Below are 12095 nucleotides of genomic sequence, written 5' to 3'. Positions count from 1 at the left end.
CTATGCATGTCCCATAAATTTTAATACTAAATAAAAAAAGGCGGTACATCCACTTCATTGTGGACGTACCGCCTTTTCGCTTATATTTATAGTTCTTCACAATTCTCTTCGAAATAAGATTGTAGTTTTGCAATAACTTGCATTGGTTCATGACCTTCAATTTCATGACGTTCTACCATCGTTACAATTTTTCCATCTTTTAATAAAGCGAATGATGGAGAAGAAGGTGGATATCCTTCGAAATATTCACGAGCTGTTGCTGTCGCTTCTTTATCTTGACCTGCAAACACCGTTACAAGATGGTTAGGACGTTTATCATAATGTACGGAATGCGCAGCAGCAGGACGAGCAATACCACCTGCACAACCACATACAGAGTTTACCATTACAAGTGTTGTTCCATTTCTTTTAAACGCTTCTTCTACTGCTTCCGGCGTCGTCAATTCTGTATATCCAGCAGAGACAATCTCTTCACGCGCTTGGCGGACAACATCATTCATAAAAAAGTTAAAATTAATCAATCTTTTCCCTCCTCTAAAACTACCTATTTGTATCTTACCAGTTAATGTTTATGAAATACAAGTAAGTTTACTTGTATTTGGGTATAGAAAAGGTGTTAGAGCTCTTGCTCTAACACCTTTTTTAATGGCCACGATGCTTTTGCTTTGCTTTTTGTACTTTAATTAAGCGTCTTCTTTGTTTTTCAGCTTCTCGCTTCTCTTTAGACTGCACTTTCTTTTCTTGTTTATGCAGTTCATAAGATAAGCTAATTGCCTCTTGCGCCTTAGTAAAACGGTTTACATTTACTTCTTTTGCTGCTTGTCGTATAATCCGCTTTATAGTTTTTGGACGCTGTTTTTCTTTCACTTCCACACCACATTTTGCAAAGTGCTGAAAATACGCTAACATTGAACCGTTCACAAATATAAGCACTTCTTCGTCTGAAGGTTCCGTTCCAAAAATATACCTTGCTCCATACAACTTCCCTTTTTCTTTACATGTAATAATTCCTACGAAAAATTGACCATCGTGATATACTGTCAAATCCATTGACAGCCCCTCCTTTAAAAAATTAGAAATACTGGACATCCCGGAGGGGAAGGTTACTGACATAAAATCATGCGTCTGGACTACCAACCAGAGCTGTGTTTTTGTATTTCTTTCACTATTATTATATCTTTTTTTCCATAATCTTCATATATTCAACAATCATTTTTTTATGAGATCCTACAATATAGTCAGGTAGTTCTGTTACTTGAAAAAATTTAAGCTGAACCGCTTCTTCTTTATTCATAACAAAATCCCCTTCGTATTCATCTGTATAATAAGCGGTCGTTACAGATTGAAATTCATCACCGTTTGCTAATTTTGTAAAATAGTTCGCTCCAGAAAATACATTAATTAATCGTAAGTTCTTCACTTTTATTCCTGTCTCTTCATATACTTCCCGGTAAGCTGTTTCTTCTGGTGATTCACTAAGTTCCATGAGCCCACCAGGCAGCCCCCATTTTCCGTACGGCTCTGTTCGTTGCTGTAGTAATACATATCCATTTTCATTTATAACGAGTACAACAGCACCAACTAAAATTAAAGGGCGATGACCAACTATTTTTCGTAATTCTTCTACATATCCCATCGTATCCCTCCTTTTTCGTTGTCCACACTATTGTATCATATGTATGAAAAGACAAAATGCGTATATTTTTCATTTTTTTAACAAAATATTTATTTTATGCGCTTCATCCACTGTAGCTAACATAATGGATTCGATTTCCGCACTCTTCTCTAAAAACTCTTTCGCCCACTCTTCTGTTTTTCCTAATAAAGCTAGAACATCTTGCTGAATCCTCCCATCCTTTACTAATATAAAAGAAACTGGAGATTTTTTTCCCGCTACTTTCAGATCCAGCCGCGAGACTGCTTCGTATTCTGGATACCGAAATATAGAAACAACACCGCTCGCTTCCCATAGTGCTAATTTAATCGTCTGAATATCGCTCACATTTCGCATACGAAGTTCCGAAAATAAATATTCCACAGTAATTCTCGCTTTTTTCAAATTGCTAAAATCAATGAAACCATTGTGTATAAGAATAATAGGTGCTGGCTCTAAAAAGCGTCTCCATCTATCCCATTTCAACATTAGAACTGAGCTTATAATGTGAAGTACAACGAGTATGAACGTTGTAATCATCGAACCGAGTAATCCCACTTTTTCATCAGATAATGCGTTAGAAATATTCCCACCAAGCAATAACACTAATACGACATCTAAAAAACGAAGTTGTGCGATGGACCTTTGCCCCATCGCTTTCGCAACTAATATTAAAAATATGTATGCTATAATAGCCCGAATAACCCATTCACTATTAGAAAGATGCCGTGCCCCTTCAAAAATATGCATATGCATCACTTTACACTCCTTACCCGTCTCAAACTGCTACTTTGTTTTAGTTTGCAACGTTTAAGAGCATATATGTAAAAAAGCTGATTCGTTTTTAAACGAATCAGCTTTTTTACTTGACGGAAAACATATACTTTTTATACGTTTTTCGTACGGATAATATGAGACCCATCATAATCATATTCGAGAACAAGGAACTCCCCCCATATGATAAGAACGGTAATGCAATCCCTTTTACAGGCATTAATCCAACGATCATACCGATGTTTTGGAATATTTGAACCGTTAATATTCCGATTGATCCAGCACATAATAATGTACCGAATAAATTATCAGCAGAATAACCGATAATAATTGTTCGATATAGTAATAATAGGAACAAGAATACAACTAACGCTGCTACGATAAATCCACCTTCTTCGGCAATTGTAGCGAAAATAAAGTCAGTATGCTTCTCAGGGATATAGACGTTCCCTTCGCCAAATCCTTTCCCTTCCATACCGCCACTACCTACAGCTAAAATCGATTGCTGTGTTTGATAACCTTGATCTGTATGTTCGAATGGATCTAACCAACCTAAAATACGTGATTGTTGGTGAGGTTTTAGTAACGTAACTAACTTATTAAAGAAGAAATCTTCATACCTTACGTAAATAAATATTAACGTAGATAATATGGTGACTGGAATAACTGTACATAACGCTATCAATTTCTTCTGAATACCTGACATAAATAAAATACATGCAATTGCAGCAGCATATAAGAACACCATCCCTGTATCCGGTTGGCTATATACAACAGCCATAGGCGGGAGGGATACTAACACAATTTTACCTACTAATTGTAAATCCGTTTGGAATGTCCTTGCCATATACTGTGCATTATGTTTCACTGCTATACTTGCTACTACGAGAAGCAATGAAATTTTGAAAAACTCAGATGGTTGAATTTGTCCAACTAACGGAAATACAAACCATCTTTTTGCACCTAATTTTTCAGGTGTGAAAGTGGAAACCGGTAGTATTTTCAAAAGAATAAGTGAACCAAATCCAACGATATAAAGTGGCCAAGATAATTTTTGTAATTGATCTAAGTCGATGCTTGCAACAAGCAATAACAATACAACTCCAATTATGTAGTTCAAACCCTGTTTCATCGCAAAGTTTGCCTCTCCATATTGGCCAGTTTGCTGACTGCTATATATAGCAGCTATACTTGTAACACATAATGCTAACAAAATTAATATTAATTTTACATCTAAACTTTTTAGAAACTCGGTACTTCTTTTCATGACATCCTCCTGAAACATTGTTACAGCAAAATAAAAAACCAGGAGTCAACATTCTTCATGTTTTGACGACTGATTACACATTATCTATAAAACACTTATATAGAATAACTCTCTTTTTCATACAATACAATATATTATACTACAGTTTCGTCAGTAAGATTTGCCAAAAAAATTATTCTTTTCTTATTTTATATCCATATACCATATATCAGCAATGTATTTTCATAAATTCCTAATACATAATCGTTCATTGTAAGATTACTGGGGAAGATATTATACATATAGTAGGATGTAGATGAAGAAATAAGATGATAAAAAGCTCGCATAAGCGAGCTTTTTATTAATATACAGATGTATTATTTTCTGACGTATTTTCTAAAATTTCTTTTACACGTCCTAAGAACTTACCACAAATTAAGCCATCTAGTACACGGTGATCAAGTGATAAACATAAGTTAACCATGTCGCGAGCACCGAACATACCATTATCCATAATTACTGGGCGTTTTACAATCGATTCAACTTGTAAAATAGCCGCTTGTGGGTAATTAATAATACCCATAGATTGAACAGAACCAAATGATCCTGTGTTATTAATTGTAAATGTTCCACCTTGCATTTCGTCCGCTTTTAACGATTTCGTACGTACTTTTCCTGCAAGCTCTGTAATTTCACGAGCGATACCTTTAATCGTCTTCTCATCCGCGTGTTTAATTACTGGTACAAATAGTTCGTCCTCTGTTGCAACAGCGATAGAAAGATTAATATCTTTCTTCTGAACGATCTTATCGCCAGCCCACATTGAATTGATTTGAGGATACTCTTTTAACGCTTGCGCTACTGCTTTTACGAAGAAAGCAAAGAACGTTAAATTAAAGCCTTCGCGCTTTTTGAAATCACCTTTAATTGAATTACGGTATGACACAAGGTTTGTCACATCTACTTCAATCATCATCCAAGCATGTGGTGCTTCGTGTTTACTACGTAACATGTTCGCTGCAATTGCTTTACGCACACCTGTTACTGGAATTTCGATATCGCCAGGCATTGTTGGTACAGAAACTGGTTTTGCAGCTTCTACTTTTTGTGCTACTGGCGCTGCTTTTGGTGCTTCTGGACGCGCTTCTACTACTGCTGCTACCGCTTCCTCTTTCTTCGCACCTGCTTGCGGAATATTTCCAGATTCCACTAGCTTTAAAATATCTTTACGAGTGATACGGCCATTTGCTCCCGTACCTTCTACTAAATCTAAATCAACATTATGCTCACCTGCAAGTTTTAAAACAGCTGGTGAAAAACGTGGTTTTCCATCAGTTGGTTGTTTTGCTTTCGGTGCTTTTTCAGGCGTAGCTACTTCTGCCTTTGGTTCTTCTTTTGTTTTTTCCTCAACAGCTGTCGCTGCTACTTCATCTGCGCCTTCTACTTGAATAACACAAACTACTTCACCTACAGCTAACGTCTCACCTTCACCAGCGATTAATTCTTTCACAATACCAGTGAAAGAAGATGGTACTTCAGCATTTACTTTATCAGTCATTACTTCTGCAAGCGGATCATACTTGTTTACGTGATCGCCAACATTAACGAGCCATTTACTAATTGTACCCTCTGTAACGCTCTCCCCGAGCTGAGGCATTGTGATATTTTCTACAGCCATGTATAGTCCCCCCGATTAAAATTCCGCAAGTTCACGCATTGCTTTTTCAACTTTATCTGGATTTACCATAAAGAATTTTTCCATTGTTGGTGCATATGGCATTGCTGGAACGTCTGGACCTGCAAGACGTGCGATTGGCGCATCTAAATCAAACAGACAGTTTTCAGCAATAATTGCTGCCACTTCACTTATAATACTTCCTTCTTTATTGTCTTCTGTTACAAGAAGAACTTTACCTGTTTTAGAAGCTGCTTCAATGATTGCTTCTTTATCTAATGGATATACAGTACGTAAATCAAGAACATGTGCAGAGATGCCATCTTGCGCTAACTTTTCAGCTGCTTGAAGAGCAAAGTGAACACATAATCCGTACGTGATAACAGTAATATCATCACCTTCGCGTTTTACATCTGCTTTTCCGATTGGTAATACGTAATCATCCTCTGGCACTTCACCTTTAATTAAGCGATATGCACGCTTATGCTCAAAGAATAATACTGGATCTTCATCACGAATTGCTGCTTTTAATAAACCTTTTGCATCATATGGTGTAGAAGGAATAACAATTTTCAAACCTGGTTGGTTCGCAAACATCGCTTCCACAGATTGCGAATGATACAATGCACCGTGAACACCGCCGCCAAATGGCGCACGAATTGTAACTGGACAAGTCCAATCGTTATTAGAACGATAACGAATTTTTGCTGCCTCAGAAACAATTTGGTTTACTGCTGGCATGATGAAATCGGCAAACTGCATTTCAGCGATTGGACGCATACCATACATTGCCGCACCAATTGCTACCCCAGCAATTGCAGATTCTGCAAGCGGTGCATCAAGCGCACGATCTTCACCAAATTGATCATATAATCCGTGTGTCGCTTTAAATACGCCACCTTTTTTACCAACATCTTCACCTAAAACAAATACTTTCTCATCGCGTTCCATTTCTTCGCGCATTGCTAATGTAATAGCATCAATATAAGACATTACAGCCATGAAACGTTCCCCCCTATTCTGCGTATACGTGCTTCAATGCATCTTCAGGTGCTGCATACGGAGCATTTTCTGCATATTCTGTTGCTTCATTTACGATATGCATAATTTCGTCTAACATTTGTTTTTCAAATTCCTCAGTTAACACGCCAGCTTCTTTTAAATAAGCTGCAAATGTTATAATTGAATCTTTTTTCTTTGCTTCTTCTACTTCTTCTTTATCACGATAAACACGATCATCGTCGTCACTAGAATGTGCTGTTAAACGATATGATACTGTTTCAATTAAAGTTGGGCCTTCACCACGACGGCCGCGGTCTGCCGCCTCTTTTACAGCTTTATATACTGCAAGCGGATCGTTTCCGTCTATTGTATATCCAGGCATACCGTAACCAATTGCACGGTCTGATACGTTTTTACATGCTAATTGTTTTTCAACTGGAATAGAGATTGCGTATTTATTATTTTCACACATGAAAATAACAGGTAGTTTGTGTACACCAGCAAAGTTTGCCCCTTCATGGAAGTCACCTTGGTTTGAAGAACCTTCTCCAAATGTAACAAACGTTACTAAATCTTTCTTTTCCATTTTTCCAGCTAATGCAATACCAACTGCATGTGGTACTTGCGTTGTTACTGGAGATGATCCTGTCACAATACGATTTTTCTTTTGCCCGAAGTGACCAGGCATTTGACGACCACCAGAGTTTGGATCTCCAGCTTTCGCGAAAGCAGACAACATAAGCTCTTTAGCTGTCATACCGAACGCTAGTACAACACCCATATCACGGTAGTATGGTAATGCATAATCTTTCTCTCTATCAAGAGCGAATGCTGCTCCAACTTGTGCAGCCTCTTGTCCTTGACAAGAAATTACGAATGGAATTTTACCCGCACGGTTTAATAACCACATACGTTCGTCGATTTTACGTGCAAGTAACATCGTACGGAACATTTCTAATACTTGCTCATCACTTAAGCCAAGCTCTTCATGGCGCTTTTCTTTTACTTCTGCCATTTTTCATAACCTCCTAAATCCACATTTTTATGCGTGTAACGCTTTTCCATCTACAGCTAATGCTGCTTCACCAATCGCCTCAGATAATGATGGATGCGGATGAATTGTATGTGCTACTTCCCACGGTGTTGCATCAAGTACTCTTGCAAGACCAGCTTCAGAAATCATATCTGTTACATGTGGTCCAATCATATGAACACCAAGAATGTCATTTGTTTCTTCATCAACTACAAGTTTTACGAAACCATCTGATTCGCCGTATACAAGTGCTTTTCCGATTGCACGGAATGAGAACTTACCTACTTTTAGCTTATAGCCTTTTTCTTTCGCTTCTTGTTCTGTTAAACCGACAGAAGCAACTTCCGGACTGCTATATACGCATTTTGATACCATAGAGTAATCAATTGGTGTAACTTCTTTACCAGCAATATGTTCTACTGCAACAATTCCTTCATGAGAAGCAACGTGAGCAAGTTGTAAGCCACCGATTACATCTCCAATTGCGTAAATATGAGATTCTTTCGTTTGATAAAACTCATTTGTTTGAATGTATCCTTTTTCCACAACGATATCCGTATTCTCTAAACCAATATTTTGCGTATTGGCTTGTCTTCCTACAGATACAAGCATTTTTTCTGCTTTAAATTCTTTATTCTCACCGTTATGTTCAGCTTGAATTGTTACTCCATTATCTTTTACCAATGTTTCTGGTAATACTTTTGCACCAGTTACCACTTTAATACCTTTTTTCTTGAATAGACGTTGCATTTCTTTTGAAACGTCCTGATCTTCTAGTGGTAATATCGTTTTCGCATACTCTAATACTGTAACTTCTACACCGAAGTCAGCAAGCATAGATGCCCACTCAATACCGATTACACCGCCACCAACGATAATAATTGAGCTAGGAAGCGTTTCCATTTTTAGAGCATGATCGGAAGACATTACATACTCTCCGTCTAATTCTAAACCTGGTAATGAATTCGGACGAGAACCTGTTGCAACAAGTACATTTTTTGGAATTAACATTTCATTCTCTTCTCCACTTGCAAGTTCAACTGAAATTGTCCCTGGCATTGGAGAGAAAATAGATGGGCCAAGAATACGGCCGATACCTTCAAACACATCAATTTTACCTTGTTTCATTAAGTGTTGAACACCTTTATGAAGTTGCGTTACAATCTTCTCTTTACGCTCTTGCACTTTCGCAAAGTTTAGTTCTACATTACTTGCAATAACTCCGAACTCTTCGCTTTTTTTAGCAGTTGCGTATACTTCCGCACTACGTAAAAGAGCTTTACTAGGAATACATCCTTTGTGCAAACAAGTACCACCAAGATTTTCTTTTTCAACAAGTGCAGTTTTTAAACCTAGTTGTGATGCTCGAATAGCAGCAACATATCCACCAGTACCACCGCCAACGATGACTAAATCATATTCTCTTGCCATTATCTCAACCCCTAGCTACTGTTTGTTTTTCTCGTACAACATACTCTTTCGGCGCTTCTTCTTCACGTAATACACGAAGTGCTCCTTCTGCTAATGCTTGTAATTCATCTTCCCCTGGATGTACGATAACATCTGCAATCCAGTCAACACGTTCTTTTATTTCATCAACAAGAATTTTACTGTACGCAAGTCCACCAGTTAAAACGATTGCATCAATTTTCCCTTGAAGTACAGCGCTAGCTCCGCCAATCTCTTTTGCAACTTGATATGCCATTGCTTTATAAATAAGAGTTGCTTCCGGATCACCTTTTTCAACCATTTGTTCTACTTTGATTGCATCATTTGTACCGATTAGGCTTACAAGTCCACCTTGTCCAACAAGTTTTTTAACCATTTCGTCACGGTAATACTCACCAGAGAAACACATCTCCACTAATTGCCCTACCGGTACTGTACCCGCACGCTCTGGACTAAATGGGCCTTCTCCGTTTAAGCCGTTATTCACATCAATAACTTTTCCTTTTTTATGAGCACCAACTGTAATACCGCCACCCATATGTGTAACTAATAAATTTAAATCCTCGTATTTGTGATTTAATTCTTCAGCCACTTTACGAGCAACCGCTTTTTGGTTTAATGCATGGAAAATACTTTTACGTTCCATACCAGCAATACCGCTTATACGAGCAATCGGCTCCATTTCATCTACAACGACAGGATCTACTATGAATGCCGGAATATTTAATCCAGAAGCGATTTCATATGCTAAAATGCCTCCAAGGTTTGAAGCATGATGACCGCTAAACCCATTTTTTAAATCTTCTAACATCGAATCGTTTACTGTGTATGTTCCGCCTTCAATTGGACGAAGTAATCCCCCACGCCCACAAACTGCGTTTAACTTTGAAATGTTAATACCGTGAGAATGTAGAACTTCTAAAATCGTTTCTTTGCGAAACTCATATTGATCGATAATTCGCTTATATTTTCCAATTTGTTCTTCGTCATGACGAATAGTTTCTTCTAAAACGGGCCTTTCATTATCAAAAACACCAATTTTTGTGGATGTACTACCCGGATTAATAACAAGAATTCGATTTAAAGACACTGTTGCTACCTCCACTAATAAATTCAAAAGGAGGTGGAAACCTCATAAGAGGTAACCACACCTTTTGTAAAAGTAATATATGAATGATTAGCGACGGCTAATAATGTCGTGACCGTTGCGTAAGTATGTGCTACGAGAGTTTTTCAAGCTTGCAATGCGCTCTTCAGCTAAACGATCTGCTGCTACATAAGTTGCAATGCCATCGCGTTTTGAAATTTCGATTACTTTTGCAATTGTGTCATAAATAGACTCAACACGTTTTAGTGCACGTTCTCTATTGTATCCATATAATTCGTCTGCTACGTTAATTACACCACCAGCATTAATAACATAGTCTGGTGCGTATACAATACCCATTTCATGAATCATGTCGCCGTGACGATTTTCTTTTAATTGGTTATTTGCAGAACCTGCGATTACTTTTGCTTTAAGTTGTGGAATAGTTTCGTCATTAACTGTTGCGCCTAATGCACATGGTGCGTAAATATCACATTCAACACCGTAAATTTCATTTGGCTCAACTGCTGATGCACCGAATTCTTCTACCGCGCGTTGTACAGCTTCTTTATTAATATCTGTAACGATTAATTTTGCTCCTTCAGCGTGTAAATGTTTGCATAGGTGATATGCTACGTTACCAACACCTTGAACAGCAATTACTTTTCCTTCTAAATTATCAGTACCGAAAGCCTCTTTAGCAGCTGCTTTCATACCACGATAAACACCGTATGCAGTTACTGGAGATGGGTTACCAGAAGAACCGAATGATGGTGAAATACCTGTTACAAAGTCAGTTTCTTCGTGAATAATATCCATATCATCTACTGTTGTACCAACATCTTCAGCTGTAATGTAACGTCCGTTTAGTCCTTGAATGTATCGTCCTAATGCACGGAACATCGCTTCGCTCTTATCTTTACGTGGATCACCGATAATTACTGTTTTCGCACCACCTAAGTTTAAGCCAGCTGCTGCGTTTTTGTATGTCATCCCTTTTGCAAGACGCAATGCATCTTCAATCGCCGCTTCTTCAGAATCATATGTCCACATTCTTGTTCCACCAAGAGCTGGTCCAAGTGTTGTATCATGAATTGCAATGATTGCTTTTAAACCAGATTCTTTATCTTGACAAAATACTACTTGCTCATAATCATATTTTTCTAAGTATTCGAAGATTTCTAATGTCATTGTCGTTTCCCCCTAGTGTTTTACCCTTTTTGGTTTATTTTGAAGCAGTCGCAACTGCCAATGCTAATGAATATACTTTTGTTTCTGCTGAATCAGCACGAGATGTTAAAACAATCGGTGCTTTTGCGCCAGCAATCATAGCTCCTACTTTTGCATCCGCAAAGTATACGAGTGATTTGTATAGCACATTTCCAGCTTCAATCGTTGGGACGAGTAAAATGTCTGCCTTACCTGCTACATCACTTACTATGCCTTTATGTTCTGCTGCAATTTGTGATACTGCATTATCTAAAGCAAGTGGTCCATCAACGACACAATTTTTAATTTGTCCGCGGCGATTCATTTGAGTTAACATCGCTGCATCAATTGTCGCTTGCATCGCAGGATTCACAACCTCTACCGCTGCAATTGGTGCTACCTTTGGCAAATCTATTCCTATTGCCTGGGCAACTTCTACAGTATTCTGTATAATAGCAGCTTTTTGTGTTACATCAGGTGCAATGTTCATCGCTGCATCTGTAACAAAGATAAGACGATCGTAATTTGGAACTTCAAATGCTGCAACGTGTGAAAGTACGCTACCTTTACGAAGTCCCCACTCTTTATTTAATACAGCTTTCAAAATATTTGCTGTCGGGATGTTTCCCTTCATAAGCACATCTGCTTCGCCATTTCTTACAGCTTTAACAGAAAGTTCTGCAGCCTCAGCACTTGACGCTGCTGCAATCACTTCAATGTGTTCTGAAGTTTGTAAACCATGTTCTTGTAGCATCCCCATTATTTTTTCTTGATTTCCATATAGACGAAATTGAGCTAGCTGTAATTTAATTGCTTTCGCTACAGCTTCAATTACTTCATGATCTTCAGCTACTGCTACAGCCACAGTTTTTTTAGGCTGTCCTGCTGCTTGATCAATTAAGTGTTCTAACTTCATATTTTGTAATCAACCCTTTCCGTCGTCCCTCGTCTATTTATAAAGCAAAT

12 protein-coding genes are annotated in these 12095 nt (G+C 37.9%); all 12 read right to left on the bottom strand.

The genetic code is table 11. The features are described 5' to 3' along the window. Positions 1-86 precede the first annotated feature (86 nt). Positions 87-500 (bottom strand): BrxA/BrxB family bacilliredoxin, encoded by a 414-nt coding sequence (locus MNO09_RS09015; protein WP_002008492.1) that lies wholly within the window; start codon positions 498-500, stop codon positions 87-89. A gap of 142 nt (positions 501-642) precedes the next feature. Beyond that, positions 643-1050, bottom strand: coding sequence for a YjdF family protein (locus MNO09_RS09010; protein ID WP_000366595.1), 408 nt, complete (start codon positions 1048-1050; stop codon positions 643-645). Positions 1051-1171: 121 nt separating this feature from the next. Beyond that, positions 1172-1636 carry an NUDIX hydrolase gene (locus tag MNO09_RS09005; RefSeq protein ID WP_002096322.1) on the bottom strand — a complete coding sequence of 155 codons (465 nt, stop codon included), beginning with the start codon at positions 1634-1636 and terminating at the stop codon, positions 1172-1174. A gap of 69 nt (positions 1637-1705) precedes the next feature. After that, the gene (locus MNO09_RS09000; protein ID WP_000550955.1) at positions 1706-2410 is read right to left on the bottom strand and encodes a DUF421 domain-containing protein; all 705 of its coding nucleotides are present in this window, start codon (positions 2408-2410) and stop codon (positions 1706-1708) included. Positions 2411-2516: 106 nt separating this feature from the next. Then, positions 2517-3695 (bottom strand): FtsW/RodA/SpoVE family cell cycle protein, encoded by a 1179-nt coding sequence (locus MNO09_RS08995; RefSeq protein WP_000831203.1) that lies wholly within the window; start codon positions 3693-3695, stop codon positions 2517-2519. 340 nt (positions 3696-4035) lie between these two features. Further along, a complete protein-coding gene (locus MNO09_RS08990; RefSeq protein WP_000257676.1) occupies positions 4036-5352 on the bottom strand; it encodes a dihydrolipoamide acetyltransferase family protein in 1317 nt (438 codons plus the stop codon). A gap of 15 nt (positions 5353-5367) precedes the next feature. After that, positions 5368-6351, bottom strand: coding sequence for a 3-methyl-2-oxobutanoate dehydrogenase subunit beta (bfmBAB, locus tag MNO09_RS08985; RefSeq protein WP_000290073.1), 984 nt, complete (start codon positions 6349-6351; stop codon positions 5368-5370). 13 nt (positions 6352-6364) lie between these two features. Next, complete coding sequence (gene bfmBAA, locus MNO09_RS08980) at positions 6365-7366, bottom strand: 3-methyl-2-oxobutanoate dehydrogenase subunit alpha (protein ID WP_000852549.1); 1002 nt, start codon at positions 7364-7366, stop codon at positions 6365-6367. A gap of 27 nt (positions 7367-7393) precedes the next feature. Further along, the gene (gene lpdA / locus MNO09_RS08975; RefSeq protein WP_000090438.1) at positions 7394-8815 is read right to left on the bottom strand and encodes a dihydrolipoyl dehydrogenase; all 1422 of its coding nucleotides are present in this window, start codon (positions 8813-8815) and stop codon (positions 7394-7396) included. Positions 8816-8819: 4 nt separating this feature from the next. Beyond that, positions 8820-9923, bottom strand: coding sequence for a butyrate kinase (gene buk, locus MNO09_RS08970; RefSeq protein WP_000056196.1), 1104 nt, complete (start codon positions 9921-9923; stop codon positions 8820-8822). Between the two features lie 87 nt (positions 9924-10010). Further along, on the bottom strand, positions 10011-11111 hold the full coding sequence (locus tag MNO09_RS08965; RefSeq protein ID WP_000171359.1) for a leucine dehydrogenase: 1101 nt from the start codon (positions 11109-11111) through the stop codon (positions 10011-10013). Between the two features lie 34 nt (positions 11112-11145). Continuing rightward, positions 11146-12045, bottom strand: coding sequence for a phosphate butyryltransferase (gene yqiS / locus MNO09_RS08960; RefSeq protein ID WP_000763067.1), 900 nt, complete (start codon positions 12043-12045; stop codon positions 11146-11148). Positions 12046-12095: the final 50 nt, after the last annotated feature.

Origin of the sequence: Bacillus sp. N5-665 (assembly GCF_022637375.2) — a bacterium.
Lineage (GTDB): Bacteria > Bacillota > Bacilli > Bacillales > Bacillaceae_G > Bacillus_A > Bacillus_A wiedmannii.
The sequence above is the reverse complement of the archived record's forward strand: the minus strand, read 5'-3'. Positions and strand labels throughout refer to the sequence as shown.

Bases quoted from the DNA above. Each gene is read 5' to 3' on its own strand.
- MNO09_RS09015 (WP_002008492.1), bottom strand. From the start codon at position 500: ATGAATGATGTTGTCCGCCAAGCGCGTGAAGAGATTGTCTCTGCTGGA.
- MNO09_RS09010 (WP_000366595.1), bottom strand. From the start codon at position 1,050: ATGGATTTGACAGTATATCACGATGGTCAATTTTTCGTAGGAATTATT.
- MNO09_RS09005 (WP_002096322.1), bottom strand. From the start codon at position 1,636: ATGGGATATGTAGAAGAATTACGAAAAATAGTTGGTCATCGCCCTTTA.
- MNO09_RS09000 (WP_000550955.1), bottom strand. From the start codon at position 2,410: ATGCATATGCATATTTTTGAAGGGGCACGGCATCTTTCTAATAGTGAA.
- MNO09_RS08995 (WP_000831203.1), bottom strand. From the start codon at position 3,695: ATGAAAAGAAGTACCGAGTTTCTAAAAAGTTTAGATGTAAAATTAATA.
- MNO09_RS08990 (WP_000257676.1), bottom strand. From the start codon at position 5,352: ATGGCTGTAGAAAATATCACAATGCCTCAGCTCGGGGAGAGCGTTACA.
- bfmBAB (WP_000290073.1), bottom strand. From the start codon at position 6,351: ATGGCTGTAATGTCTTATATTGATGCTATTACATTAGCAATGCGCGAA.
- bfmBAA (WP_000852549.1), bottom strand. From the start codon at position 7,366: ATGGCAGAAGTAAAAGAAAAGCGCCATGAAGAGCTTGGCTTAAGTGAT.
- lpdA (WP_000090438.1), bottom strand. From the start codon at position 8,815: ATGGCAAGAGAATATGATTTAGTCATCGTTGGCGGTGGTACTGGTGGA.
- MNO09_RS08965 (WP_000171359.1), bottom strand. From the start codon at position 11,111: ATGACATTAGAAATCTTCGAATACTTAGAAAAATATGATTATGAGCAA.
- yqiS (WP_000763067.1), bottom strand. From the start codon at position 12,045: ATGAAGTTAGAACACTTAATTGATCAAGCAGCAGGACAGCCTAAAAAA.